Source organism: Amycolatopsis mongoliensis (assembly GCF_030285665.1).
Classification (GTDB): domain Bacteria; phylum Actinomycetota; class Actinomycetes; order Mycobacteriales; family Pseudonocardiaceae; genus Amycolatopsis; species Amycolatopsis mongoliensis.
This window is the reverse complement of the sequence record NZ_CP127295.1, coordinates 7,054,361-7,078,235: the sequence shown is the minus strand read 5'-3', so window position 1 is coordinate 7,078,235 and position 23,875 is coordinate 7,054,361. Positions and strand designations below refer to the sequence as shown.

The following is a 23,875-nucleotide window of genomic DNA, read 5'->3' as shown; positions in this document are numbered from 1 at the left end:
GGCGAGCGCACCTACTTGCGCGAAGCCGTGTAGTTCCGGAACAGCAGGTAGGTGTCCAGGATGTCGGACGAAGCGCTTTCGACCGAGCGGTAGATCCCCCACTTCGGGCGGACGTAGTCACCCTGGTCGGGAAGGTCGACTCCGCTCATGCTGCCCTGCGCGGCGACCGGCGCGCCGGATCCGGTGCCGGTGCGGATGACGCACGACGCCTTGCCCTTCGAGCCCGGCGTGAACGTCCATTCGATGGTGATCCACTTGTTCCGCAGGGGCGCGAGGTCGGTGGCCTCCTGGCCCGCGGCGCCCGCCCGGGCCGCGCGATCGTCGCGGGCCAGGGCCTCGACGCCGTGCAGCGCGCGACGTCCCGGACGGGCGTCCACCACCGCGCGCTGACCACCTTGATCGACGACGAGCCCGTCGAGCCCGGGTCACCGGCGTACTGGATCCGGCAGGCCGGCGGCGACCCCGTCGCGCTGCGGCACGTGCTCGGCACGCACGTGCCGACGGCCGGCCTGGACCGGATCCCGACGCCGACGCTGGTCCTGATCGGCACGGAGGACGACAGCCACGCGACGGCGGACGCACTGGCCGCCGCTTTGCCGAACGGCCGGTTCGAGCGGGTCCCGGGCACCCACTTCACGGCGATGACGAGCCCGGAGCTGACCGCGGCGATGGTGGCGTTCCTGGCTCAGGCGTAGCAGTCGGCCAGGGCACCGAAAGCCGCCTTCGGCTCCCACGGGACTCCCGGGTACCGCTCCCCCGTCCCTTCCTCCAGCACCTTCACCACGCCCCAGCTCGCCATGTCCAGGTCCTCCCGCGGATCGGCCCGGTGCACCAGCCCGTAACACACGAACGTGCACGCGAACGCCGCGTCGACCCCCTCCTCCGTGAAGATCTCGAGCAACTCCCGGAAGTACCGGGCCTGCTCCTCCTCGTCGCGGACGTACTCGCCCTTCAGCCGCACCGGAACCTCGCCCTCGTACTCCACGATTTCACCGCAGCGGGCCCCGAGGTCGGCCGCACCGCGGTAGGGGGTCACGCCGAACTCCGTGATCGCCACCGGCTTGCCCGCCGCCACCAGCGTGCGGACGCCCTCGCGGTACAGGTGCGCGACCTCCTTCGAGCGGTGCGCGTCCACCGACACGATGTCGAACGGCGCCCAGTCGACGCCTTCCAGCGGCACCGCCGCGTACGTCACGCGGCCCCCGAACCGCGCGCGGACCGCCTCGAGCGCGCGGGCCAGGAAAGCGTTGACCCGCGCGGGAAGCCCCGCGATGCGATCCCGCGACGCCAGGAGCCCGGCCAGGCGTTCTTCGATGCCGGCGCCGGGCAGGAAGCCGTGGTTGAACAGGCTCAGCTCGGCGCCGGTCACGAACACGACCTCGGCGCCCGTCGAACGGAGACGTTCCGCCCGCGAAGCCCCGTCGGCCAGCAGCTCGAGGATCTCCTCCTGGGTGCGGTCCCAGGGGAACGGCGAGAACCACACCTCCAGCCCCAGCGCGGCCGCTTCGCGGGCGGCGTGCTCGATCCGGTCCAGGTCGGTGCCGATCAGGCGCACCGCCGTGCAGTGCAGGTCGTCGCGGATGATCGTCAGCTCGCGGCGGACCAGGTCCGGGTCGAACGGGCGGTTGAACCGCCCGTCGCGCTCCAAGCCGGTGTCGTAGCCGATGCCCTTGGCTCGCACATCTCCTCCAGAACTTTAGGGTACGGTCCGTACCGTACCCTAAAGCGGTACAGTGTGGCCCATGGCCGAGAAGATCCGCCGCCGCGGCGCCGAGCTGGAAGAGGCGATCCTGCGCGCCGCCGCGGACGAGCTCGCCGAAACCGGCTACCCCGCCCTGACCATGGAACGGGTCGCGCAGCGGGCCGGCACCAACAAGAACACGATCTACCGGCGCTGGCCGAACCGCGCCGCGCTCGGCGTCGCCGCCTACCGCCACCTGGCCGAGGACACCCTCAAGCCACCCGACACCGGCAGCCTCCGCGAAGACGCCCTGACCCTGCTGCGCGCGATCAACTGCGGTCAGTCCTCCCCGGCCGCCCGGATCCTGCGCAGCCTCCTGACCGGCGTCGGCGACGAGCCGGAGCTGAGGGAACAGCTGCACGAGCAGGCCGCCGAGGGCGGCGCGAAACCCTGGCTCGCGATCGTCGACAGGGCCGTCGCGCGCGGCGAAGCACGCCCCGGCGCCCGACATCCGCGCGTCGCCACCGTGGCACTCGTGCTGCTGCGCAACGAACTGCTCACCCGCGGACTGACCACAGTGGACGACGAGGTGCTCGTCGAGATCGTCGACGAGGTCTACCTGCCACTGGTGGGCGCGTAGATCGTCAGGCGCAGTCCCGGGTCCTCGACGGCCTGGAAGGTCGCGTAGTCGAACTCCCGCTTCTCCGGGAGGAACAGCGTCTTCCGGCCGGGTCCGTTCCGGCCGACGTCGTGGCGGTCCCACCACGTCGCGAACTCCGGGCAGCCCGACCGCAGCCGCGCCGCCAGCCCGGTGAACGCCGGGTCGCCGGCCCACAGGTCGTGCGCGGCGCGGAACTGCGCCACCGCGTGCTCGGCCTGCGCGGCCCAGCCGGCGCCGAACAGCCGCCGTCCGCGCTCGCCGAGCAGGAGGAAGACCAGGACGTTCCGGTCCGCCTCCGGCACGGCACCGAAGTCGACGAACACCTCGGTGGCCGCGCGGTTCCAGGCCAGCACGTCCCAGCGGCGGCCCGTCACGTACGCGGGCTCGCTCAGGCCCTCGACGAGCCGTCGGGTGGCTTCGGGGACCTGCTCGCGGGCGAACGGGGTCCGGGCCGGGTTCCGGGCCAGGGCCCGCAGGTGGGCGCGCTCGGCGTCGTCCAGCCGCAAGGCACCCGCGAGCGCCTCGACCGTCGCGGACGACGGGCTGACCGTCCGGCCCTGCTCGAGCCGGATGTACCAGTCGACGCCGATGCCGGCCAGTTCGGCGACCTCTTCGCGACGCAGCCCGGGCGTCCGGCGCCGGCGGCGATCCGGCAGCCCGAGCGCCGCCGGGCTCAGCCGCTCGCGCCGCGACCGCAGGAACTCCCCCAGCCCGGCCCGGGCCACCTCGGACATGACGACTTCCCCCTGGCACTCGACAGTCCCAGGATGATACCAGGCCTGGATGTGCGCCCCCGGATCTTCGACGATCGGGACATGAGAGCCGCGATACTCGAAGAATTCGGCAAACCCCTGTCGGTGCGCGAAGTACCCGCGCCGGTGCTCGGGACCGGCGAAGTGCTGGTCGACGTCGTAGCGGCGGGCGTACTGCCCTACGCGGCCGAGGTGTTCCGCGGCGAGCGGAACTACCAGCTGACGCTGCCGGTCGTCCCCGGCGCCGGGGCGATCGGCCGCGTGCGCGCGACCGGCCCGGACGCGACCCGCCTGGCACCCGGCGACTGGGTGCTGTGCGACCCGGTGATCCGCTCCCGCGACGACGCGCTCACCCCGGACATCACCCTCCAGGGCCTGAGCGCACGCGGCGAAGGCGGCCTGTTCCTCCAGCGGTACTTCGGCCACGGCGCGTATGCCGAGCAGGTGCTCGTCCCGACCGAGAACGCCATCCCGCTCGGGCCGCTCGATCCCGCCGACGCCGGCCGCTGGACCGCGCTGGCCCTGTGCCTGGTGCCGTACGGCGGCCTGCTCGCGGCCGGGCTGCAGCCCGGCGAAACCGTGCTGGTCAGCGGCGCCACCGGGAACTTCGGGAGCGCGGCCGTCGCGGTCGCGCTCGCCATGGGCGCGGCGTGCGTGGTGGCGCCGGGCCGGAACGACGCCGTTCTGGCGGACCTCGAACGCCGGTTCGGCACCCGCGTCCGGACGGTGCGGCTCACCGGCGACGGCGACACGGACCGCCTCCGCCGGGCGGCCCCCGGCCCGATCGACGTCGTCCTCGACCTGCTGCCGCCGTCGGCGAGCACCGCGCCCGTGCGAGCGGCGGCGATGGCGGTCCGCGAACACGGCCGGGTCGTGCTGATGGGCGGCGTCGGCATGCTCGGCGGCGACGACCTCGCCCTGCCCTACCCGTGGCTCATGCGCAACAGCGTCACGGTGCGCGGCCAGTGGCTGCACCCCCGGACGGCGAACGCGAGCCTGATCGCCCTGGCCCGCGCCGGCCTGCTGGACCTCGGCCAGTTCGCCGTCACGGAGTTCGGTCTCGACGACATCGGCGGCGCGCTCGACCACGCGGCCGGCGGCCGGGCGCGCTTCGCCCTCACGGTGGTCCGCCCGTAAGTACTGTCGAAGCGTGACCCGACTCGCCCGCCACGACAAGATCGCCCAGGCCCTCCAAGACGCACCCGACGACCTCCTGGACTCCGCGCGCCCGCTCGGCACCGGGATCGGCGGGTCGACCTGGCTGCTGAGCGTGGCGGGCGAGCCCGTCTTCGTGAAAAGGGTCGCCCTCACCGCCGTCGAGCTGGCCAACCCCCGTTCGACAGCGGACCTCTACGGGCTGCCGACGTGGTCGCACTACGGGGTCGGCTCCGCGGGCGGCGGAGCGTGGCGCGAGCTGGAAGCGCACCTCATGGCCAGTGCGTGGGTCCGCGGCGGAGAGTGCGGGAACTTCCCGCTCCTGCACCACTGGCGCGTCCTGCCCGGCCTGCCGCGGCCCCGCGCCGACGTGGAGCGGGACGTCGCGTTCTGGCACGGCGACCCGGGCGTCCGGCGACGCCTCGAGGCCCTCGCCGGGTCCACCACCGACCTCGTGCTGTTCCTCGAGTACCTGCCGCACAGCCTCGCCCGGTGGCCGGACGACGACCTGCCGCTCGAAGAGGACCTGCGGCACATCACCGACTTCCTGGCCGGTCAGGGCGTCCAGCACTTCGACGCCCACTTCGCCAACATCGTCACCGACGGCGAACGGCTCTACCTCACGGACTTCGGCCTCACGGTGTCCCCGCGGTTCGAGCTTTCGGACGCCGAGGCCGCGTTCCTCGCCGAGCACGCCGACCACGACCGGGCCTATGTCCTGACCCAGCTGGTCAACCGGGTCGTCCGGGGTCTCGGCGAGTGGCCGGATCCCCGCGCCCGCAACGACTTCGTCCGCGCGTGCGCCGCGGGGACGGTGCCGGGCACGAGCCCGCTCCTGCAGCGCTACGCCCCGCTGGCCACGGTCGTCAACGACTTCTACTTCGCGCTGCACGCCGAAAGCCGCAGGACACCGTATCCCCGCGAAGAAATCGCTCAGCAGCTGGAGCGCGCCGGCTTGCCCGCGAACCGGTCGCCCAGGTAGTTCACGATGTCACCGGCGGAGAACGCCGGCGTCGCGACGTGCTCGCCGACGTAGGTGCCCCACGTGACGTCCACCCCGGCCGCGCAGTACTCGCGCCGCAGTGTCTGCGCCTGCGAGAGCGGGATGATCTCGTCGAGGCTGCCGTGGAACGGGAAGACCGGCGCCTTCGGCGGGCGGGCGCCCAGTTCGTTCTCCGCCGGCCGGGCCTGCCACCGCGGGGTCGTCAGCGGGTTCGCCGTCGTGTAGTCGGCGATGTGCCCGAAGGCGTAGCCGAACACGGCGTCGACGCACGCGTCCTGCTGCGTCGCGCACAGCGTGCGGCCGCGCTCGTTGAGGTAGGCGGGCAGGTCCAGCTCCGAGTACGCGGCGTCCAGGCCCAGCGCCGAGAGATGGAACGGATTGCCGGTCTCACTACTCGCGAGTAGTATTCCCGGTCATGCGCGCTGTGCGACCGTCCGCGGCCGTGCCCCGGCGCGTCGACGCCCGCCGCAACCGCGAGGCGATCCTGCGCGCGGCCGACGAAGCCTTCAGCGAAGACGCCGACGTCGCACTGGACGAGGTGGCCCGCCGCGCCGGTCTCGGCCGGGCCACGGTCTACCGGCACTTCCCCGACCGCACGGCGCTGGCCCTCGCCGTCGCGGCGCACCACCTGGCGGCGTTCAAGATCCGGGTGCGGGGCCAGGAGTCCTTCCGCGAGCTGCTGCGGACGGTGCTGGCGATGCAGGCCCGGCGGCGCCCGCTCGTCCGGCTGTTCCGCGAACTGCCCGAGCGCAGCCAGCGCCAGTACACCCACGCCCTGGTTTCGTTGCTGCGCCCGGCTTTCGAGGAGGCGCAGCGCGAGGGCAGCGTGCGCGCGGACCTGGAACCCGCGGACCTGGCGCTGCTGTTCGAGATGCACGAGGCGGCACTGGTGTCGGGCCTGGCCCCGCGCAAGCCCGCGGAACCCGCGGAGCGCCTGGTGCGGGTGTTCCTCGACGGCCTCGCCGGCGGGCGGGACCAACCCGGCTAGCTGTATTGACCACGGAGGTTGGGGACGGGGCGACACGTGATCGGATGATCTTGGTGTGAGGGAGGGCCTCCGGGTTCGGTGTGGATTGCGACATCTGCACCGGCTACCTGGAGGCCCTCGTGACCCACGCTAACGCACCCCTGACCCCCACCGGCAGGCTGCGCCTGGCCCGCTGCGTCGTGGACGAGGGCTGGCCTCTGCGACGAGCCGCGGACCGGTTCCAGGTCTCGGTCACGACCGCCGTCCGATGGGCCGGCCGCTACCGCGACCACGGCGAAGCAGGCATGACCGACCGTCCGTCACGGCCTGCCACCAGCCCGAACCGGACTCCCACCCGGACCGAACGACGGATCATCAAGGTCCGCGTCCTGCGCCGGTGGGGACCGGCCCGCATCGCCTACCTGCTCAGGTTGAACCCTTCCACGGTGCATCGGGTCCTGTCCCGCTACCGGCTGGCCCGGCTGCGGCATCTGGATCGGGCCACCGGCCGGGTGGTCCGCCGCTACGAACACCCGGCACCCGGTGATCTGGTGCACGTGGACATCAAGAAGCTGGGCAACATCCCCGACGGCGGCGGCCACCGCGTTCACGGACGTGCCGCCGGTGGCCGCAACAGCGCCGCCCACCGTGACCCCGCCCGACCGCGCAAGGTCGGCGGCCGCGCGAACCTGGGCTACAGCTACCTGCACAACGCCGTGGACGATCACTCTCGCCTGGCCTACACCGAAATCCTCCCGGATGAGACGAAGGAGACCGCGGCCGCGTTCTGGACCCGCGCGCAGGCGTTCTTCGCCGATGCCGGGATCACCGTTGCACGGGTGCTGACCGACAACGGCTCCTGCTACCGCTCTCGGCTCTGGCGCGACACGCTGCGCGACGCGGGCGTCGCCCACAAACGCACCCGGCCTTACCGGCCACAAACCAACGGCAAAGTGGAGCGGTTCAACCGCACCCTGCTCGACGAATGGGCCTACGCCCGGCCTTACCGCACCGAGACCCAGCGCCGCGATGCGTTACCGGGCTGGTTGCACACTTACAATCACCATCGCGGCCATACCGCACTCGCCGGCCAACCACCCGCCAGCCGCGTCCCCAACCTCGCAGGGCAATACAGCTAGCCCGGGCGGAGCAGCGCTTGCTCCGAACGCGTGAACGCACTTACCGGAGCGGGAAATCCGCAGGTCGGACCACAGAAAAGTGGTTGGACGGCGGAACGCCTGGGTACTTCCGGATCACGGCACCGGAGCCCGGATCCCAGGTCCTCCCCGCACCGGGCCGCACCCTCCGCCCGTGACCGGGTCCGCCCGCGGCACGGCACCGTCACGCACATTTTTCGTCCACCGGAGAGCACCATGACCAACGACTCAGGAGCATGGCACGCCAAACTGCAGCGCGAACAGGAAGCGATCCAGCGGAAGCGGGCGGAACAAGCCTCGCGAACCCCGGTCGGCACATCGGCGGCGCCCCGCTGACCCGACCGTCCACAACGGACTGCCGCGGCGCCCCGGCCGGGGTGCCGCGGCAGTTTGGTCCCTACTCCGGCGGGAACAGGAGCGCCTCCGCGCACTTGCGGAACGCCGCCACGAGCCGGTTGCGCTCGCCCGCCCGCGTGGCCACCGCCACCTGGCTCGGCTCGACGTCGGTCAGCGGCACGGTCGTCAGGTCCGCCCGAAGGCCGGTGACGGTGCCCGGCGCCGCCGGGACGATCGCCACCGCCTGCCCGCTCGCCACGAGCTCGATCTTGTCCTCGATCGCGTCGATGACCGGGCCGCCGGGCGCCGGGCGGCCGTCCGGACGCGGGTCGACGCGCCAGAACGCGTCCCACTCCGGGTCGAGGGCGCGCGGCAGCGGTTCGCCGGCGATGTCGTCGAGCGTCGCGGATTCCTTGCCCGCCAAGCGATGGTCACTCGGCAGCAGGAGGACGCGGGGCTCGTCGTAGAGCACCGTCACGTGCAGCCGCGCCGCCCGCAGCGGCAGCCGGACGACCGCCACGTCGACGCGGTGCTCCAGCAGCGCCGCGCGGGCGTCGTCCCACGCGAGGTGCTGGGTGCGCACGTCGGCGTCGGGGTGACGGCGGCGCAGCTCGCGCACCGCCGGCGTGATGATCAGGTTCCCCGTGTAGCCGACGGTGATCCGGCTGGGCCGCGCGACCGCCCGCGCGTGGGCCGCCGCGTGCGCCGCGGCCCGCAGCAGGTCCGCGGCGAGCGGGAGGAACGCCTCGCCGGCCTCGGTGAGCCGCGTGCCCTGCGGGGTGCGGTCCAGCAGGCGGGCGCCCACCTGCTGCTCCAGCCGCACGATCTGCCGGCTCAGCGACGACTGCGTGAGGTGCAGCTCGGCGGCGGCGCGGCCGAAGTGCCGGTGTCCGGCGACGACGGCGAAGCCACGCACCAGACGGAGATCGAGGTCCGACATGCCGCCAGCTTAGCCAGCTGAACTGCGGTGATGCACGAACCGCGTCACGTCTCGCGAAACGTTCATTGGACCCGGCGCTCCCGGTGCCGCCACGGTGGAAGGACCACACCACCGGAGAGGGAGTTCCATGGCGACCTTGGGGCCCGTCGGCGTCCACCTGCCGATTTCGTTCACCCGCACACCCCCCGCCGAGAGCCAGCGCGAGGCCGTGCGGCGACTCGAGCGCGCCGGGTACCGGACCGTCTGGACGAACGAGGTCGTCGGTGGCAAGGACGCCCTCGTCCAGCTGGCCGTGCTGCTGGCCGCGACGGAGCGGCTGACGTTCGGCACCGGCATCGCGAACGTCTGGGCCCGCGAACCGCAGACCCTGCACGCCGGGGCGGCTTTCCTGGCCGAGGCGTACCCGGGCCGGCTGGTGCTCGGCGTGGGCGTCGGCTACCCGCAGCAGGCCGAAGCGACCGGCCGGGACTTCGGCAGCCCGCTGGCCACGATGCGCGACTACGTCGGGCGGATGGACGCGGAGACCTGGCCACCGGCTCCGGAGGCGGACTACCCCCGGATCCTCGGCGCGAACGGGCCGAGGATGCTCGCCCTGGCGGGGGAGATCGCGGACGGCGCGTACCCGGCCAACCTGCCGCCGTCCTTCACCGCCGAGGCCCGGTCGGTGCTCGGCCCGGGCAAGCTGCTGGTCGTCGGCCTGGCCGTGGCCCCCGACCCCGACGCCGACCGGGCGAAGGCGGCGGCGGTCGAGCGGGTGTCGGCGACGCTGAACCTGCCGACGTTCTCGAATGCCCTGCGCCGCTTGGGTTTCGACCTGGACGACGTGGCCGGGATCGCCGACGCGATCGTCGCCCACGGCGGTCCGGACGCCATCGCGGCCAAGGTGCGCGAACACCTCGCCGCGGGCGCGGACCACGTCCTGCTCATGCCCCCGACGACGGACGACTTCCGCGCCGACGTCGAGGTGCTGGAACGGCTCGCGCCGGCGTTCGGCGGCCTCGGCTGACCGGCACCGGCCCCCGGTCGGCCTCTTGACCAGCGGACACGCCGGACCCTATGGTCAGCGTGCCCCACTCAATGTTAACGCTAACATCACCAGGTCCCGACGCGCCCCGAAGGAACCGACAACGATGAAGTTGTTCTCCCCGCGCCGTTTCGGCGTCGTGCTGGCCGTCGTGGCCGCACTCGTCCCCCTGGGCAGCGCCGGTGCCGGCGCCACGCTGCCGTCCGAAAGCACAGCCTCCCCCGTCCGCGCCGCCGCGAGCACGCTGTCCGTCCCGGGCATCGACGACGTCCGTGGCAACCTCACGCTGCCGACCGCCGGCGCGGACGGCACGAGCGTCGCCTGGACGTCGTCCGCTCCCGCCGTCATCACCCCCACCGGCGAGGTCACCCGGCCGCCGACCGGCGCCGAGCCCGCGAAGGTCGTCCTGACCGCGAAGGTCAGCCTCGGCCGCGAGAGCACCACGCGGCGGTTCACCGCCACCGTCGTCCCGAAGCCGGCCCAGGAACCCTTGGCGGGCTACAGCTTCTTCTACTTCACCGGCGAAGGCACCTCCGACGGCGAGCAGATCTACTCGGCGCTCAGCACCGGCAACGACCCGCTGAACTGGACCGAGCTGAACCACGGGCGTCCGGTGCTCAAGTCGAGCCTCGGCGAGCTGGGCGTGCGCGACCCGTTCATCCTGCGCTCGCCCGACGGCGACAAGTTCTACCTGCTCGCCACCGACCTGCGGATCTACGCCGGGCGCGGCTGGGACGCCGCCCAGCGCAGCGGCAGCCGGTCGATCATGGTCTGGGAGTCCACCGACCTGGCGCACTGGTCGCGCCAGCGCAGCGTCCAGGTGTCCCCGCCGACCGCGGGCAACACGTGGGCGCCCGAAGCTTCGTGGGACGCCAAGCGCGGTACGTACGTCGTGTACTGGGCCTCGAAGCTGTACGCCGAAAACGACCCGGGCCACACCGGAGACAGCTACAACCGGATGATGTACGCGACCACCCGCGACTTCGTCACCTTCAGCGCGCCGCAGGTGTGGAACGACCCGGGCTACTCGGTGATCGACTCGACGATCATCAAGGACCAGGACACCTACTACCGCTTCACCAAGGACGAACGCAACAACACCTCCTCGACGCCGTGCAGCAAGTTCATCACCGAGGAGAAGTCCACCGACCTGCTCGACCCGCACTACGGCTTCGTCGCCGACTGCATCGGCAAGGCGACGGCGACCAGCCCGGGCCTGTCCGCCGGCGAAGGGCCCACCGGGTTCAAGTCCAACACCGAAGACAAGTGGTACCTGTTCATCGACGAGTTCGGCGGCCGGGGCTACGTCCCGTTCGAGTCCACCGACCTCGCCTCGGGCAAGTGGACGATGTCGGCGGGCGCGCACCTGCCCGCCTCCCCGCGGCACGGCACCGTCCTGCCGGTCACGCACGCGGAAATGGCCCGGCTGAGCGCGCCCCCGGCGCCGGTGCGAGCAGATGCGGACGGGCTGGTCGCGCACTGGCCGCTGGACGCGAAGTCCGGTCGGGTCGCGACCGACACCACCGGCCACGGCTACGACGGCGCCCTCGCCGGCGACGTGTCCTGGGCCGACGGCTCGCTGGCCTTCGGCGGCACGAACGGGCACGTCCAGCTGCCGAACAACCTGCTGACCGGCGCCGGCGCGGCGACGGTGTCCGCCGACGTCCTGGTCGACCCGGCCCAGCAGACGCCGTACTTCCTGTGGGGCTTCGGCAACACGGCGCCCTCCGGGGCCGGCGACGGCTACCTGTTCACCACCGGCGGCACCGCGAGCGGCGGCCTGCGCGGCGCGATCGCGACGGGGAACTGGACGACCGAGCAGCAGGTGGCCTCGAGCGGCGGCCTGCCGCGCGGGGTCTGGAAGAACCTGACGCTGACCGTCGGCGACGGGGTGGCGGTGCTGTACCTCGACGGCGTCGAGGTGGGCCGCAACGCGAACGCCACGATCAAGCCGTCGGACCTCGGTGGCGGCGTCACCGCGGCGAACTACCTCGGCCGGTCGCTGTACGCGAGCGACAAGTACTTCCGCGGCAGGATGAAGGACGTGCGGCTCTACGACCGGGCTCTTTCCGGGCTTCAGGTGGCCACGCTGCCGTCGAACAGCACGACGATCCGGTCGGTGGAGCTGGCCTCGCTCAAGACGCCGGCCGTCATCGACTCCGGGGCTTCGACGGTGGTGCTGCCGGTCCGGCCCGGGACCGACCTGCGCCGGCTGTCGCCGAAGTTCGGGCTGGCGCCGGGGGCCACGATCGAGCCGGACGCCCGGACGGTGGACCTGAGCCGGCCCCGGCGGTTCACGGTGACCGGCGCCGGCGGCGACCGTCGCGTGTGGACGGTCGAGGCGCACGAGACGCGCAGCCCGGTGCTGCCCGGCTATCACGCCGACCCGAACATCGTCGCGTTCGGCGGCACGTACTACCTGTACCCGACGACGGACGGCTTCGACGGCTGGAGCGGCACGAAGTTCTCGGCGTGGTCGTCGAAGAACCTCGTGGACTGGACGGACGAGGGCGTCATCCTCGACCTCGGACCGGACGTGAGCTGGGCGGACAAGAACGCCTGGGCGCCGACGATCGCGCAGCGGAACGGGAAGTACTACTTCTACTTCTGCGCGGAGGCCAAGATCGGCGTGGCGGTGAGCGACTCGCCGACCGGCCCGTTCGTGGACTCGGGCAAGCCGCTGATCGCGACGAACCCGGACGGCGGCCAGGCGATCGACCCGGCGGTGTTCGTCGACGGCACCGGGCAGCCGTACCTGTACTGGGGCAACGGCAACGCCTACGTGGTGCCGCTGAACGACGACATGGTCTCGTTCGACCCGGCGAAGATCACCCGCCTGACCGGGCTGGACGGCTTCCGCGAGGGCCTGTTCATGGCGGAACGGAAGGGAACGTACTACCTGAGCTGGTCGATCGACGACACCCGCAGCGAGGACTACCGCGTCGGCTACGCGACGGCGCCGTCCCCGACGGGCCCGTTCACGAACCACGGGCTGATCCTGAGCAAGGACGCCCACCTGGGCGTCCTCGGCACCGGGCACAGCTCGATGCTGCAGGTCCCGGGGACGGACGACTGGTACCTGGCCTACCACCGCTTCGGCATCCCGGGCGGCGACGGCACCCACCGCGAGACGACGATCGACAAGCTGACCTTCCGCCGCGACGGGACGATCGTCCCGGTGACGCCGACGCTGGAGAGCGTGCGGCCCGAGCGGGTCCCACAGTGCCGGGGGAAGGTCCGCTACAGCTGAACCCGGTGGTCCCGGGCAACGCCGTGCAACGGGCACGGCTGCCCGGGATCCCGCGGGCACAGGACCCACATCTCCGCCGCGATCGCCGAGTACATCCGGTAGGGCGACGCGCCGGACACGTCTTCGAGCGTCACCGCCGTCGCGCCGTCGCCGTCACCTCGGGGATAGCTCGCCAAGGCTCGGTCGAGCGCCTCGCCCGACAGCTCCCGCGCCTCTCCCACCGCGTACACGGCCCGGCCGTGGTACGGCGCAACCGTCGAGTCGAAAACGACCAGGCTGACCCGCGGGCGCGCGGCGAGGTTGCGCGAGTGGCGGGCGCCGGTCTCCGAGACCCACACGAACGTGTGGTCGCCGGCCGGGGCGAAGTAGACCGGGCACGTCCAGGGTCCGCCGTCGTCGTCGGTCGTGCCCAGGGTGAGGTACGTGTTCGCCGAAATCAGGTCGCGGGCGTGCGCCGCCAGGTCGTCGTTCTGCATCAGGGCCCCGATTCTGCCACCCGAACCGGTGAGACGGAGATCACGAGCGGCCGGGTTTATCCGGTTCGGCGCGGGGTAAACGCAGGCAGTTCAGGTTCCTCAGCTTCTTCCGCCCAGGAGTCGTTTGATGACCAGCGTTCTCGAGAACGCCCGCGCCGTCCCGGTTCCGCGCCGCCGTCCCGACGCGCTCGCCGAACTCGCTCGCCTCGCCGCGCTGGCGGAGTTCGCCCGGAGTTCGGCGCCCTCGCTCATGCACCACGCGATCCTCGCCGGCACCAGCCCGGCGACGGTGGCCGCCGCCGCGAAGGTCGACGTCGCCGAGGCGCACGTCCGGTGGCACGCGTGGGCCGAGACCGCGGTGAGCCTCGACGAGTACCTGCGGGTGCACACCGCCTTCGCCGACGCTGTCATCGCCCACCACGAAGCCTTCGAGGACGAACTGTGAAGACCCAAGAGACGACCCTGGCCGACCTCGAAGCGCTCGGCGACGCGGCCTCCGAGCTGCTCCAGCAGATCACCGAGGAGCTGGCGACCGCGGCCTCACGCCGCTGAGCCACCGGGACAGCGGCGCCAGACCGCGACGTGGAGGATCACCGCCAGGCTGAGCGCGTTCAACGTCGTGTGCGCCGCCCAGGTGGCGATCAGCCGCTCCGGCACCCCGGCCCCGCGCGCGACCTGCGGCATACCTGCCGAGAGCGCCACGGTCAGCAGGGCCACCAGCACCAGCACCAGGCCGTCGAAGCGGGTGACGACGGGCAGGACGCCCGGCACGGCTGCCGCCGCGGCAGTGTCCACACGGGACACCCGGCCGCGGCCGATCCAAGCCGGCGTGAGCATCGCGTAGGCGACACCTTCGGGCACTCGGTCAGTCCCGTACGCGGCCTTGCCGGTGACCTTCTCATAGGCGTCCACACGGCGTACGTCGGTCATCGGGCAGCCCTCTCCGCGGCGATGCGCACCTCATCGGCGACGGTGCGGATGCCCGGTTCGACTCGGAATCCGTTGGAGGTGCCGGGACGCGCGCCGGCGAACGCGATTTCCCCGGCCTGCCGGGCGGCCTCGGCCGTCAGCGGCGCTCCCCGCAGCGTGCGTTCGGCGTCTTCGGCCCGCCAGGGCCGGGTGGCGACGCCGCCGAGGGCGATCCGGCAGTCGCGGACCACGCCGTCCTCGACGGTCAGGGCGACCGCGGCGGAGGCGAGCGCGAAGGCGCAGGACTCGCGGTCACGGATCTTCAGGTAGGTGGAGCCGCGGCCCGCGGGCGTCGCGGGGACACGGATCCGCAGGAGCAGCTCGCCGGGGTTCAGGGTGTGCTCGCGCGCCGGGTCGTCGCCCGGTTCGACGTGCAGGTCCTTCAGGGGAAGCGTGCGCTCGCCGCGGGGGCCGACGACGTCGACGACCGCGTCGAAGGCCGGCAGCGCGATGGCCCAGTCACCGGGGTAGGTCGCGATGCACGCGTCACTGGCGCCCAGCAGCGCGTGGGTGCGGTCGTGGCTCCTCGCGCCGCACAGCCGGAGCCGGGCTCACGCTTGTTGCCGGGGAACTCCGGGCCGCCGCGGAAGTAGCTGCAGCGGGTGCGCTGCAACAGGTTCCCGCCGACGCTCGCCATGTTCCGCAGCTGCTGGGACGCGGCCCGCCAGAGCGACTCGGACAAGGCGGGGTACTCGTCGCGGACGACCGGGTGGTCGGCGACGTCGGCCATCCGGGCCCCGGCGCCGAAGACCAGCTCGTGTTCGCGGGTCTCGACGGTGTTCAGCTCGGGCAGCCGGTGCACGTCGACGACGGCGGGCGGGGTCTCGATGCCGAGCTTCATGAGGTCGTAGAGCGTCGTGCCGCCGGCGAGCACCTTCGTGCCGGCCGAGCCGGGCGGCGTCCCGGCCCCACAGGTCGAGGGCGGTGCGATCGACGAGCGCACCGGGGAGGTGCACATGCGTCGTCTGAGTGCGATCCGTTCCGCGCCAGCGGATCCGCGTCGGCTGCCCGGGCGCGATCATGCCGAGCGAGCCGGGCCGGTAGTCCGCGCGCCGCCGGCGAGCGCTGTGCAACGATTCGATCGTCGTGGTCCCCTGGCTCATCAGCACGATCGTCTGGTCGCCGAGGGGCGGCAGGTCGAGTTCGGCTTCTTCGGCGTTGTCCAGCAGCCGCACGAGCACCCCGGACCAGCTGTTGTCGCGGCGGCTGCACAGCCGCACCCGCCCAGCGGCCCCCGGATCGAACGTCACCGCCTCGGACACGCGACTCCACGACTGGCTTCCGGCCGGATACCGACGTACCGGCACAAACAGCCGTTGATCGGGCGGTTCGAATTTGAACGGCCAGTAGTCTGGACGGCATGGGTCGCACGCGGTGGCTGAGCGCCGAGGAGAAGCATGCGTGGACAGCGCTGCGCACGACGTACGCCCTGCTGCACCACCGCATGGACCAGCAGCTCAAGCGCGACGCGGGCTTGTCCCACCTGCAGTACGAGATCCTGTCCCGCCTGGCGGCGGCTCCCGAGCGGGAGCTGCGGATGGCCGAGCTGGCGTGCGCGGTAGCCAACTCCAAGAGCGGGCTGACCTACCAGATCGGGCAGCTGGAGCAGGCGGGATTGGTGAGCCGCCGAACGTGCGAGAGCGATGTCCGGGCGGTTTACGCGGTCCTCACCGAGGCTGGGGCGGCCCGCCTGTCACGCGCGGCGCCGGGGCATGTCGCGTTGGTGCGGGAGCTGCTGGTGGATGTCCTGACTCCGGAGCAGCTGCGAGCACTGGCTGATGGGCTCGGCGAGGCGAACCGCCGCATGCAGGCTTCGGAAGACTGCGGCGGTTAGTTCCGGGGACTGTCTGCTGGCCTGGGGTGGATGGCTGCCGTGGTTTTGGCGGAGTGGTTGCCGGCCGGGGGGTGGGTGGTGTCGCTCGGCCGGTCGATGCCGGGTGGACGTCCCCTTCGAAGTTGGTTGGGCTGCGGTGCCTCTGTCAGCGCGGGCCCTCGGGACGCCGCGACGGTGGGCATCGGCCTGCGCCGCGAACTGCGGGGCTCGCGTCGCTGGTTGGTACCGGGCGCAGGCGATTAGATGGCTTCGAAGTTGGGGGCCGCGGTAGCTCGGTCAGGATGCCGGCATCAGCTTCGCGCGCATCGGGACCCGACGCCGGTTGCTGCGCTTCCCTCTGCGCCGGTCGCGGCAGGGGTGCCGCCGATCAGGCCGGTGATCGTCAGCGTCATGTCGCCGGCCGCGCGCGAGATGCCGAAGTCCGTGATCGTCGCGGGTCCGGTCCCGTCGGTCGCGGTCGCGGTCGCGGTCGCGGTCGCGGTCGCGGTCGCGGTCGCGGTCGCGGTCGCGGTCGCGGTCGCGGTCGCGGTCGCGGTCGCGGTCGCGGTCGCGGTCGCCGTGAGTCTGCCACTGTCGAGCGTTGTTTTGCTTGGCTAATTGCTGCCGGTCGTAAGCGGGTGGCCGCCCTTGCCCGCGCCTGGCTGCTGTCCGTCCGGATGCCAACCTCGTGATGTTCCGGACGTGGGTGTAGGCCCGGAGCCGGTGGCTGCGGGCCTTTCCCCTCTTCGGTTGATCAGGCGGCGAACGGTAAAGGCTCATGAAGGTTGTTGCGCCTGGGTTTTCGGCGCCTGTCCAAGAACACCGGCGGAAAGAACTCGGGTAGTCCATCGGCAGCTATGCGGACCTGCCAACCGGAACGGTGCAGCAACCGATGGTGGTGGCCGCACATCAGGACCAGGTTGCCCAGCTCGGTCGGCCCGCCATCAGCCCAGTGCCGGATATGGTGCCCCTGACAATGCCGAGGCGGCCGATGACAACCGGGGAAAGCACACCCACGGTCGCGCAAGTACAACGCCCGGCGAAGTCCGGGTGAGACCAACCGCCGGAGACGGCCGAGATCGAGGGGTTCACCCTTGCCACCCAGCACCGCCGGGATGATCTGGCAGTCGCAGGCGTGGATCCGGGCTTCGGCTGCGGATATGCGGCCGGTATCGCCTAAGGTTGCCTGGCCGACACCGGACTTCAAGTCTTCCAACGAGACCGCGACCATCACGTGCGCTCGTTCACCCGCCTGCATCGGCAGGTCCGGGGAATTCAGGGCCAAGTCGATCGCGTCGGAGAAGGCATCGCCGTAACGTTCCTGCGGGGAACGGAAGTCGGGACCATCGTCGGCCCTGCGGCGTTCGGCCAGAGAGTCCAGCAGGGCGCTGGCGCGGGCGCCGGTCTCGTCATCGAACCGGCCCTGAAGTTCCCAGACCCCGGATCTTTTGCGGCGCAAGGAGAGTTCGCGGCTGGGGGTGGCCGGTTCGGTGGTGTCGGGTTCGGTGGTGTCGGGTTCGGTGCCGTCGGGGTCGAGGTGGGCGAGGATGCGGGCGCCCAGTGCGGCGACCTGCTTGTGTCCGGCTTCTTCGGCGAAGGACAGCAAGTCTCGTTCGGCGTTATCGCGGTGCTCGGGCGGAACTTGCGTCATGACACCGACGATGGTGTCGATCATCGGAGTGCTCAACCGGCCGTCCAACGCGGCGGCGCCGGTGGTGGGAGCGACAGCGGGAATGGGTGTGCCGTCGAGATTGCGACTAGAGGTGAGGGCTCGGGCTCGTTTGACGACGTTCTCGGCGGCAGCCTTGGGAACATCAGCGAGATGCTCGAACAACCGGCCGACAGACCGGTAGCCGAACAGTTCCATGACCCCGCGCGACTCGATTTCCATCAGCAGGGCACCGATCTCAGCCTCGGCAGACCGCACGACGGTGAGCAGCGCGGAGATACGGTCGGCCAGGGCCACCGCGTCTGCTTTCCACATCGTTTCGCTGTCCACGCACCAAGATTACCGGCAGTCGCACGCATGTTCATCACACGAAAGGATGATCACGACGAAGCCCGGCAGGGACACCGTTGCGTGGGGAATCGGCGCTCCCGCACCGAGCGGGAAGCAAGAACAGGAAGCGCCGATTTCCCACGCCCCGGCGAAGCCGCATCCCTAGAAGACGAGCTCCTTGGAACCCGCTCAAGCATGAACTTCGAAGACTCGACAGCCCGTTCCTCCCAAGCAAAAACACAAACCGTAGCGACCCCATCGAACCGAAGCTCGCGCAGAGTGGAAAAGAACGCACCCCAATCGACCTCACCCTGCCCGATGTCCAGGTGCTCTGATGGATCCGAGCGGGCGTGCCGGGCGGGTTCATGATGCACCGCAACCCCGAGGACCCCTCGTGGCTGTAGGAATCCGCGATGTGCAGATGCGCCAGCGTCGAACCGGCGTACCGCAGCATCTTGCCGACGTCGGCACCCGGATCGTTGCCTGAGAGGTGGAAGGTGCGCAGCGCGCAGTACAAGTAGTTCACCCACGGAAGGTTGACAGCCCCGACCAGACCGACGGCGGGATCGTTGACCTCGCAGAAGTCGTCGGGATGGGCTTCGAGGTTCAACGCTATGCCCTCGCGCTCGAAGACCGGCAGCAGTTCCTCCAGCGAGCACCAAAACGCGGCTTCGCTCGCGGATGCGGTCGCGGGACTGCCGTTGAACTCCGAGTTCATCAGCGAGCAGCCCAGCTCCGCCGTGACCTCGATCATCCGCTTCCAGTACCGCACCGCCGCGGAACGCTCCGCCTCGTCGGGGTGGACCACTTGTACTGCGGCAGCACGCTGGACAGCGAGACCGCAGCCCGGCCCGCCGCAGGAAGGCGACGGTGGCGAGACCGCCGATCCCGCCACGAGCACGGCAATCACGGGGGGCAGTGCTCAGGTCGCGAGGGTACGGCCGCCCTCGCGCTCCTGGGAGTGACAGGACCAGGCACGGCCGCGCGGGCCGACCTACAGTCGAGGCATGACCGACGAGCCGAACCTCCTGGGCGACCACCTGCGCGCCCGGCGTGAGCTGCTCACCCCCGCGCAGGCGGGCCTCCCGGTCACCGGTGTGCGGCGGGTCCCGGGCCTGCGCCGGGAAGAGGTCGCGATGCTGGCCGGCATCAGCGCCGACTACTACCTGCGCCTGGAACAGGGCCGCGACCGCAACCCGTCGAGATCGGTCCTCGAGTCGCTGGCCCGCGTGCTGCAGCTCGACGAGGACACCACGGCCTACCTGATCGGCCTCGCCGATCCGAAGCCCCGCCGGCCGCGGCGGCGCCGCAAGGAGACCGTCCCGCCGAGCATGGTCAAGTTCCTGGCGGCGCTACCGCTGCCCGCGTTCGTCGAGGGCCGCTACCTCGACGTGCTGGCGGCCAACCCGCTCGCCGCGGCGATCTCGCCCCGCCTCGTCGCGGGCGCCAACCGGCTGCGGGACGTCTTCCTCGACCCGGCCGAGCAGGCGCTCTTCCCGGACTGGGAGCTCGCCACGCGAGGACTGGTCGCGGGCTTCCGCCAGTCCGTCGGCACCGAGATCGCCGATCCCCGGTTCATCGAGCTCGTCGGCGAGCTTTCCCTGGCCAGCCCCCGGTTCCGGGAGCTGTGGGCACGCCACGACGTCGCGAACCGGCGGGGCGCGACCGTGCGGTTCGACCACCCGCTGGTCGGCGAACTGGTGCTGAACCGGGAAAAGCTGCTCCTCAGCGAGGCCCCGGGGCTCGTGCTCGCCGTCTACCACCCCGACCCCGGCACGGACGCCGCGGACAAGCTGGCCCTCCTGGCCTCCGCCGCCCTGGCCCCGGCCACCACCCGGAACACGACCTCCACCGAACAGGACAACCACGCATGAGCAAGCTCGCACTCGTCACCGGCGCCACGTCCGGGATCGGGAGGGCGTTCGCCGAACGCCTCGCCGCCGACGGCCACGACCTGGTGATCGTCGGCCGGCGGCAGGACCGGCTGGACGAGTTCGCCGCCGCCCACACCGACGTCAAGGTCCGTGCCGTGGCGGCCGACCTCTCCGGCGACCAAGGCATCGACACCGTCGCGGAGATCGCCGCCACCGAACCCCTCGACCTGCTGGTGAACAACGCGGGCGTCGCGCACTACATGCCCCTGGCCGACCTGCCCGCCGCCCAGGCCCGCGAACTGGTCAAGGTCAAGGTCCTCGCCCCGACGATGCTCGCCCGCGCGGCCGTCGCGGGCATGCAGGAACGCGGCCGCGGCGCCATCGTCAACGTGGCGGGCATGATCGCGTTCAGCGGACCGGCGCCCCACTCGCAGATGCCCCGGCGCGCGGTCTACGCCGGCACCCTCGCCCACCTGGTCACGCTGTCCCAGACCCTGAGCGCCGAGCTCGAAGGCACCGGCGTCCGGGTCCAGGTGGTGTGCCCCGGCGTGGTCGCGACGGAGTTCCACGAACGCCAGGGCATGGACCTGAGCGCGATCCCCCGGATGAGCGCCGCCGACGTCGTGTCCGCCTCGCTGCGCGGCCTGGAGCTCGGCGAAGTCGTCTGCGCCCCCGGTGTCGAGGACACGAGCCTCCTCGACGCGGTCTTCCGGGCCGAGCTGGCCGCCTTCGGGGGCCAGGGCACGGAACTCGCCGGCCGCTACCGGGACGGTCAGATCTCGTAGGTGACCAGCGCGAGCCCGACGTTGTAGCTCTTGACCCGGATCTCCAGGAGTGACAACGTGTTCGCGGGCCAGTCCACGCGCCCCAAGCCGCCCTTGCCGCAGCCCAGGGACTGCCACGGACGTTGCTCGCGCACGCTGGCCATCCGGCCCTCCACGCAGCCGCGCTGCTGCGTGCCCGCCTCCACGAACCAGGTGACCTCGAGGTACCCGCGCCACTGCGGCGGGCTGGTGAAGCTGCACGACTTGGACACGGCTCCCCACTTGCCGGGGAAGCCGGCCGCGTTGCCGCGGCAGAAGACGTCCGAGCGGGTGGACGCGGCGGCCGGGACCGACAGCGACATCAGCGCGAGCAGGGCGACGACCAGAACTCCCCAAGATCGTTTCATCGTTCGAGGCTAGCGCCGGAACCCGCTTTTCCCTGTCACTCGAACGGTTCTTTCTCCACCGGGGACTCCGGTACGGGATCTTTCCACAGTGGACCGGAAGGCCCGCCCGCCGTCGGCCGGGCTTCGGCTAGGGGCCGAACGCTTTCAGCACCGTCGCGACCAGCGCGTCCGCGTAGCTTTCGGTCAGCGGGCCGGTGCGCAGCAGCCACCGCTGGTACAGCGGCGCGTAGAGCACTTCCAGCAGCAGATCCAGGTCGGCGCCGGGATCGAGCTGACCGGCCCGCTGGGCGCTGCGCAACCGGTCCTTCTTCGCTTCGTCCACGGGGGCGGCCAGCCGTTCGCGGTAGAGCGCGGCCAGGTCCGGGTCGTTCGCGATCTCCGTGTTGAGCGCGCGGATCGGGGCCTCGAACGCCGGGTCGGCGAACTCGGCGACCGTCGCGCGCAGCACCTGGCGCAGGTCGGCTTCCAGGTCGCCGGTGTCGGGCAGCGCGGCGACCGCCCCCGAGGGGTCGGCGCTCAGCTCGAGGACCGAGTCGAACACGACCGCGCCCTTGGCCGGCCACCACCGGTAGATCGTCTGCTTGCCGACGCCGGCGCGGGCGGCGATGGCGTCGATCGACACCTTGGCGTAGCCCAGCTCCACGATCAGCTCGCGGGTCGCCGCGAGGATCGCCCGGCGGGACCGTTCGCTGCGCCGGGTGGCGTCGGGCTTCTTGGTGACCATGGCGACAGCCTAGCGCGCGGCGAGACGAACCGTTCCGTCTTGACACGCGGCCACTCGGCAAGCAGACTCGTCGCGGCGAGACGAGACGAGTCGTCTCGTGGACTTCAAGGAGGTTGGGCCATGACGGCTACCGATGGTCAGGTCTGGTTCGTCACCGGGGCTTCACGCGGCCTGGGCCGGGCCATCACCGAAGCCGCGCTGAAGGCCGGGCACCGCGTGGTCGCCGCGTCCCGCACCGAAGGCACCCTCGCCGGCGCCTACTCCGGGCAGCTCGTCCGCCTCCCGCTGGACGTGACCGACCGGAGCGCCGTGGTCGAGACGGTGAAGCGCGCGGCCGCCGTCTTCGGCGGCCTGGACGTCGTCGTCAACAACGCCGGGGTGATGCTCTACGGAATGGTCGAAGAGGCCACCGAAGAGCAGGTCCGCGCGCACTTCGACGTCAACTTCTTCGGCGCGCTCTGGGTCGCCCAAGCCGTGCTGCCGCACCTGAAGGGCGGCGGCCGGCTGCTGCAGGTGACGTCGATGGGCAGCGGCGGCGGGATGGCGTCGGTCGGGTTCTACGGCGCCGGCAAGGCGGCGCTCGACGCGGTGAGCGACGCACTGGCGATGGAGGTGGAGCGCTTCGGCGTGCACGTGACGAACCTGCAGATGGGCGGCTACGCCACCGGCCTCTTCACCAGCGGCACGACGGCGACCGCTCCCGACCCCGCCTACCGCGAGCTGCGCGAGGAGCTGGCGGAGATGTGGGGTGACGACGCCGGTCCCGCCCCCGAGACGGCGGCACCGGTCGTGCTGCGGGTCGCCGCCCTGGACGAGCCGCCGCGGCGGCTCGTCGTCGGCAGCGCGTCCTCCGACATCGTTCAGGAGCTCGCGCGGACGCGCGCCGAGCAGTACGCGCGATGGGAAGACCTCAGCCGTCAGGCACCCGGCTGAGGCCGCCCGGCTCAGCCGAGGCCCTGCTGCGACAGCCAGTCCTTCGCCACGTCCGCGGCCTTCTCGCCGTCGGAGTCGACGCGCTTGTTCAGGTCGCGCATCCCCTCCGTGGTGAGCTTCGCGCTCACCGCGTTGACCGCGGCCGCGAAGTCCGCTCCGCGCTCGTCGAGGACCTTCTTGGTCACCGCCGGGACCACGTTCTCGGTCGGCACCATGGCCAGGTCGTCCTTCAGTGCGACGTACTTCGAGTCGCCGGCCAGCGGGCTCACCGAGTCGACCGGGATCACCGTGACGGCCCCGGAGTCGAGCTGCTGCACCCGCGGGCCGAGCTCCTGGACGGTCTGGAACGTCGCGTTCGTCAGCTTGTAGACGTCCGTGAAGCCCTTGAAGCAGGTCAGCCGCTTCTCGCACTCCGGGCCACCGGCCAGGACGACCTTGTCGAGCTTCTTCAGGTCGCCGATGGTCGCGAGGCCCTTCGACTTCGCCAGGTCGGCCTTCACGATGTAGGTGTTCTTGTCTTCCGCCGCCGCGTAGTCCAGCAGCGAGACGCCGCTGGGCTCGAGCAGCTTGGCCAGCTGCTCGTGTTCGCCCTTGGCGTCCTTCACCGGGTCCGCGCCGAACCCGGCGGCGATCGCCGAGCCCTGGTACTCCGGGATGAACTGCAGCTCACCGGACTTCAGCGACGGGTAGATCAGCTCCCGCGAGCCCAGGTTCAGCTTCCGCGTCACCGGGTAGCCCTTGGCTTCCAGCGCCTGCGCGTAGATCTCGGCGAGGATCTGGCTGTCGGTGAAGTTGAAGGACGCGACGACGATCGGCGCCCCGCCCTTGCCCGCCGCGGCGGGCTTGTCGTCCCCGCCGCCGCACGCTGTCAGGCCCAGAGCGGCCACCGCCACCAGCGCGGCCACTCGGATGTTCCGGGTCCAGCCCACGTCCCACACTCCTGTCGTCAAGATCGGACGAGCAGGACCCTAACCAGCCCCACCGACAGAA

28 protein-coding genes are annotated in these 23,875 nt (G+C 71.6%); 14 read left to right on the top strand and 14 right to left on the bottom strand.

Annotation, left to right across the window (positions count from 1 at the left end; all coding sequences use genetic code 11):
• Positions 1-11: 11 nt before the first annotated feature.
• The gene (locus tag QRX60_RS34060; protein WP_285995535.1) at positions 12-380 is read right to left on the bottom strand and encodes a hypothetical protein; all 369 of its coding nucleotides are present in this window, start codon (positions 378-380) and stop codon (positions 12-14) included.
• A 15-nt stretch (positions 381-395) separates the two neighbouring features.
• Between QRX60_RS34060 and QRX60_RS34055 the strand changes: the two genes are divergently transcribed.
• Positions 396-695, top strand: a complete 300-nt coding sequence (locus QRX60_RS34055; protein WP_285995534.1) for an alpha/beta fold hydrolase — start codon at positions 396-398, stop codon at positions 693-695.
• Here QRX60_RS34055 and QRX60_RS34050 read toward each other — a convergent pair.
• Positions 686-1,681, bottom strand: coding sequence for a hypothetical protein (locus tag QRX60_RS34050; RefSeq protein ID WP_285995533.1), 996 nt, complete (start codon positions 1,679-1,681; stop codon positions 686-688). The genes QRX60_RS34055 and QRX60_RS34050 overlap by 10 nt on opposite strands.
• 61 nt (positions 1,682-1,742) lie before the next feature.
• On the opposite strand from QRX60_RS34050, the gene QRX60_RS34045 reads away from it, so the two are divergent.
• Positions 1,743-2,321: a TetR/AcrR family transcriptional regulator gene (locus tag QRX60_RS34045; RefSeq protein WP_285995532.1), complete on the top strand. Its 579-nt coding sequence runs from the start codon at positions 1,743-1,745 to the stop codon at positions 2,319-2,321.
• Here the strand turns inward: QRX60_RS34045 and QRX60_RS34040 are convergent.
• Positions 2,297-3,076, bottom strand: a complete 780-nt coding sequence (locus tag QRX60_RS34040; RefSeq protein WP_285995531.1) for a helix-turn-helix transcriptional regulator — start codon at positions 3,074-3,076, stop codon at positions 2,297-2,299. The genes QRX60_RS34045 and QRX60_RS34040 overlap by 25 nt on opposite strands.
• 81 nt (positions 3,077-3,157) lie before the next feature.
• On the opposite strand from QRX60_RS34040, the gene QRX60_RS34035 reads away from it, so the two are divergent.
• Together QRX60_RS34035 and QRX60_RS34030 are read left to right on the top strand one after the other, a co-directional pair.
• Positions 3,158-4,231, top strand: coding sequence for a zinc-binding alcohol dehydrogenase family protein (locus QRX60_RS34035; protein WP_285995530.1), 1,074 nt, complete (start codon positions 3,158-3,160; stop codon positions 4,229-4,231).
• A 13-nt stretch (positions 4,232-4,244) separates the two neighbouring features.
• Positions 4,245-5,231 carry a hypothetical protein gene (locus QRX60_RS34030; RefSeq protein ID WP_285995529.1) on the top strand — a complete coding sequence of 329 codons (987 nt, stop codon included), beginning with the start codon at positions 4,245-4,247 and terminating at the stop codon, positions 5,229-5,231.
• Here QRX60_RS34030 and QRX60_RS34025 read toward each other — a convergent pair.
• Positions 5,183-5,545 carry a lipase family protein gene (locus QRX60_RS34025; protein WP_286003759.1) on the bottom strand — a complete coding sequence of 121 codons (363 nt, stop codon included), beginning with the start codon at positions 5,543-5,545 and terminating at the stop codon, positions 5,183-5,185. The genes QRX60_RS34030 and QRX60_RS34025 overlap by 49 nt on opposite strands.
• 122 nt (positions 5,546-5,667) lie before the next feature.
• Between QRX60_RS34025 and QRX60_RS34020 the strand changes: the two genes are divergently transcribed.
• Together QRX60_RS34020 and QRX60_RS34015 are read left to right on the top strand one after the other, a co-directional pair.
• Positions 5,668-6,240: a TetR/AcrR family transcriptional regulator gene (locus QRX60_RS34020; protein ID WP_285995528.1), complete on the top strand. Its 573-nt coding sequence runs from the start codon at positions 5,668-5,670 to the stop codon at positions 6,238-6,240.
• Between the two features lie 119 nt (positions 6,241-6,359).
• Entirely contained in the window at positions 6,360-7,358 is a 999-nt protein-coding gene (locus tag QRX60_RS34015; RefSeq protein WP_286003758.1) for an IS481 family transposase, read from the top strand.
• Positions 7,359-7,773: 415 nt separating this feature from the next.
• Here QRX60_RS34015 and QRX60_RS34010 read toward each other — a convergent pair whose 3' ends face one another.
• Positions 7,774-8,652 carry a LysR family transcriptional regulator gene (locus QRX60_RS34010; RefSeq protein ID WP_285995527.1) on the bottom strand — a complete coding sequence of 293 codons (879 nt, stop codon included), beginning with the start codon at positions 8,650-8,652 and terminating at the stop codon, positions 7,774-7,776.
• 127 nt (positions 8,653-8,779) lie between these two features.
• On the opposite strand from QRX60_RS34010, the gene QRX60_RS34005 reads away from it, so the two are divergent.
• Positions 8,780-9,658, top strand: coding sequence for a TIGR03620 family F420-dependent LLM class oxidoreductase (locus QRX60_RS34005; protein ID WP_285995526.1), 879 nt, complete (start codon positions 8,780-8,782; stop codon positions 9,656-9,658).
• Positions 9,659-9,782: 124 nt separating this feature from the next.
• Positions 9,783-12,926: a family 43 glycosylhydrolase gene (locus QRX60_RS34000; RefSeq protein ID WP_285995525.1), complete on the top strand. Its 3,144-nt coding sequence runs from the start codon at positions 9,783-9,785 to the stop codon at positions 12,924-12,926.
• Here the strand turns inward: QRX60_RS34000 and QRX60_RS33995 are convergent.
• Complete coding sequence (locus QRX60_RS33995; RefSeq protein ID WP_285995524.1) at positions 12,917-13,402, bottom strand: pyridoxamine 5'-phosphate oxidase family protein; 486 nt, start codon at positions 13,400-13,402, stop codon at positions 12,917-12,919. The two genes, QRX60_RS34000 and QRX60_RS33995, sit on opposite strands and share 10 nt — an antisense overlap.
• Positions 13,403-13,529: 127 nt before the next feature.
• Between QRX60_RS33995 and QRX60_RS33990 the strand changes: the two genes are divergently transcribed.
• Complete coding sequence (locus QRX60_RS33990) at positions 13,530-13,847, top strand: hypothetical protein (RefSeq protein WP_285995523.1); 318 nt, start codon at positions 13,530-13,532, stop codon at positions 13,845-13,847.
• Between the two features lie 95 nt (positions 13,848-13,942).
• On the opposite strand, the gene QRX60_RS33985 is transcribed toward QRX60_RS33990, so the two are convergent.
• From QRX60_RS33985 to QRX60_RS33975, 3 genes are read right to left on the bottom strand one after another with little or no spacing between them, the layout of a single operon-like run.
• Positions 13,943-14,332, bottom strand: coding sequence for a hypothetical protein (locus tag QRX60_RS33985; protein ID WP_285995522.1), 390 nt, complete (start codon positions 14,330-14,332; stop codon positions 13,943-13,945).
• On the bottom strand, positions 14,329-14,817 hold the full coding sequence (locus QRX60_RS33980) for an FAD binding domain-containing protein (protein WP_286003757.1): 489 nt from the start codon (positions 14,815-14,817) through the stop codon (positions 14,329-14,331). Before QRX60_RS33980 ends, QRX60_RS33985 begins: the two co-directional genes overlap by 4 nt.
• Positions 14,754-15,329 (bottom strand): FAD binding domain-containing protein, encoded by a 576-nt coding sequence (locus QRX60_RS33975; protein WP_285995521.1) that lies wholly within the window; start codon positions 15,327-15,329, stop codon positions 14,754-14,756. The genes QRX60_RS33980 and QRX60_RS33975 overlap by 64 nt, the downstream gene beginning before the upstream one ends.
• 402 nt (positions 15,330-15,731) lie before the next feature.
• On the opposite strand from QRX60_RS33975, the gene QRX60_RS33970 reads away from it, so the two are divergent.
• Entirely contained in the window at positions 15,732-16,205 is a 474-nt protein-coding gene (locus QRX60_RS33970; RefSeq protein ID WP_285995520.1) for a MarR family winged helix-turn-helix transcriptional regulator, read from the top strand.
• Between the two features lie 390 nt (positions 16,206-16,595).
• Complete coding sequence (locus tag QRX60_RS33965; protein WP_285995519.1) at positions 16,596-16,802, top strand: hypothetical protein; 207 nt, start codon at positions 16,596-16,598, stop codon at positions 16,800-16,802.
• A 136-nt stretch (positions 16,803-16,938) separates the two neighbouring features.
• On the opposite strand, the gene QRX60_RS33960 is transcribed toward QRX60_RS33965, so the two are convergent.
• Positions 16,939-18,168: an HNH endonuclease signature motif containing protein gene (locus QRX60_RS33960; RefSeq protein ID WP_286003756.1), complete on the bottom strand. Its 1,230-nt coding sequence runs from the start codon at positions 18,166-18,168 to the stop codon at positions 16,939-16,941.
• 49 nt (positions 18,169-18,217) lie between these two features.
• Positions 18,218-18,991, bottom strand: a complete 774-nt coding sequence (locus QRX60_RS51640) for a sugar phosphate isomerase/epimerase family protein (RefSeq protein ID WP_285995518.1) — start codon at positions 18,989-18,991, stop codon at positions 18,218-18,220.
• A gap of 199 nt (positions 18,992-19,190) precedes the next feature.
• Here QRX60_RS51640 and QRX60_RS33950 point away from each other — a divergent pair, with 199 nt between their 5' ends.
• Positions 19,191-20,057 (top strand): helix-turn-helix domain-containing protein, encoded by an 867-nt coding sequence (locus QRX60_RS33950; protein WP_285995517.1) that lies wholly within the window; start codon positions 19,191-19,193, stop codon positions 20,055-20,057.
• Positions 20,054-20,842, top strand: a complete 789-nt coding sequence (locus QRX60_RS33945) for an SDR family NAD(P)-dependent oxidoreductase (protein ID WP_285995516.1) — start codon at positions 20,054-20,056, stop codon at positions 20,840-20,842. Before QRX60_RS33950 ends, QRX60_RS33945 begins: the two co-directional genes overlap by 4 nt.
• On the opposite strand, the gene QRX60_RS33940 is transcribed toward QRX60_RS33945, so the two are convergent.
• Both QRX60_RS33940 and QRX60_RS33935 read right to left on the bottom strand, forming a co-directional pair.
• Positions 20,830-21,228, bottom strand: a complete 399-nt coding sequence (locus QRX60_RS33940; RefSeq protein WP_285995515.1) for a hypothetical protein — start codon at positions 21,226-21,228, stop codon at positions 20,830-20,832. The two genes, QRX60_RS33945 and QRX60_RS33940, sit on opposite strands and share 13 nt — an antisense overlap.
• 127 nt (positions 21,229-21,355) lie before the next feature.
• Positions 21,356-21,952, bottom strand: coding sequence for a TetR/AcrR family transcriptional regulator (locus tag QRX60_RS33935; RefSeq protein WP_285995514.1), 597 nt, complete (start codon positions 21,950-21,952; stop codon positions 21,356-21,358).
• Positions 21,953-22,072: 120 nt separating this feature from the next.
• On the opposite strand from QRX60_RS33935, the gene QRX60_RS33930 reads away from it, so the two are divergent.
• Entirely contained in the window at positions 22,073-22,885 is an 813-nt protein-coding gene (locus QRX60_RS33930; protein WP_285995513.1) for an SDR family NAD(P)-dependent oxidoreductase, read from the top strand.
• 11 nt (positions 22,886-22,896) lie between these two features.
• Here the strand turns inward: QRX60_RS33930 and QRX60_RS33925 are convergent, their stop codons facing one another.
• Complete coding sequence (locus tag QRX60_RS33925) at positions 22,897-23,814, bottom strand: ABC transporter substrate-binding protein (protein WP_285995512.1); 918 nt, start codon at positions 23,812-23,814, stop codon at positions 22,897-22,899.
• Positions 23,815-23,875: the final 61 nt, after the last annotated feature.

What these genes read in the sequence shown, in the direction of transcription:
- QRX60_RS34045 (WP_285995532.1), top strand. Translation starts at nt 1,743, where the DNA reads ATGGCCGAGAAGATCCGCCGCCGCGGCGCCGAGCTGGAAGAGGCGATC.
- QRX60_RS34040 (WP_285995531.1), bottom strand. Translation starts at nt 3,076, where the DNA reads ATGTCCGAGGTGGCCCGGGCCGGGCTGGGGGAGTTCCTGCGGTCGCGG.
- QRX60_RS34035 (WP_285995530.1), top strand. Translation starts at nt 3,158, where the DNA reads ATGAGAGCCGCGATACTCGAAGAATTCGGCAAACCCCTGTCGGTGCGC.
- QRX60_RS34020 (WP_285995528.1), top strand. Translation starts at nt 5,668, where the DNA reads ATGCGCGCTGTGCGACCGTCCGCGGCCGTGCCCCGGCGCGTCGACGCC.
- QRX60_RS34010 (WP_285995527.1), bottom strand. Translation starts at nt 8,652, where the DNA reads ATGTCGGACCTCGATCTCCGTCTGGTGCGTGGCTTCGCCGTCGTCGCC.
- QRX60_RS34005 (WP_285995526.1), top strand. Translation starts at nt 8,780, where the DNA reads ATGGCGACCTTGGGGCCCGTCGGCGTCCACCTGCCGATTTCGTTCACC.
- QRX60_RS34000 (WP_285995525.1), top strand. Translation starts at nt 9,783, where the DNA reads ATGAAGTTGTTCTCCCCGCGCCGTTTCGGCGTCGTGCTGGCCGTCGTG.
- QRX60_RS33995 (WP_285995524.1), bottom strand. Translation starts at nt 13,402, where the DNA reads ATGCAGAACGACGACCTGGCGGCGCACGCCCGCGACCTGATTTCGGCG.
- QRX60_RS33990 (WP_285995523.1), top strand. Translation starts at nt 13,530, where the DNA reads ATGACCAGCGTTCTCGAGAACGCCCGCGCCGTCCCGGTTCCGCGCCGC.
- QRX60_RS33985 (WP_285995522.1), bottom strand. Translation starts at nt 14,332, where the DNA reads ATGACCGACGTACGCCGTGTGGACGCCTATGAGAAGGTCACCGGCAAG.
- QRX60_RS33975 (WP_285995521.1), bottom strand. Translation starts at nt 15,329, where the DNA reads ATGTGCACCTCCCCGGTGCGCTCGTCGATCGCACCGCCCTCGACCTGT.
- QRX60_RS33970 (WP_285995520.1), top strand. Translation starts at nt 15,732, where the DNA reads ATGGGTCGCACGCGGTGGCTGAGCGCCGAGGAGAAGCATGCGTGGACA.
- QRX60_RS33965 (WP_285995519.1), top strand. Translation starts at nt 16,596, where the DNA reads ATGTCGCCGGCCGCGCGCGAGATGCCGAAGTCCGTGATCGTCGCGGGT.
- QRX60_RS33960 (WP_286003756.1), bottom strand. Translation starts at nt 18,168, where the DNA reads ATGTGGAAAGCAGACGCGGTGGCCCTGGCCGACCGTATCTCCGCGCTG.
- QRX60_RS33950 (WP_285995517.1), top strand. Translation starts at nt 19,191, where the DNA reads ATGACCGACGAGCCGAACCTCCTGGGCGACCACCTGCGCGCCCGGCGT.
- QRX60_RS33945 (WP_285995516.1), top strand. Translation starts at nt 20,054, where the DNA reads ATGAGCAAGCTCGCACTCGTCACCGGCGCCACGTCCGGGATCGGGAGG.
- QRX60_RS33940 (WP_285995515.1), bottom strand. Translation starts at nt 21,228, where the DNA reads ATGAAACGATCTTGGGGAGTTCTGGTCGTCGCCCTGCTCGCGCTGATG.
- QRX60_RS33935 (WP_285995514.1), bottom strand. Translation starts at nt 21,952, where the DNA reads ATGGTCACCAAGAAGCCCGACGCCACCCGGCGCAGCGAACGGTCCCGC.
- QRX60_RS33930 (WP_285995513.1), top strand. Translation starts at nt 22,073, where the DNA reads ATGACGGCTACCGATGGTCAGGTCTGGTTCGTCACCGGGGCTTCACGC.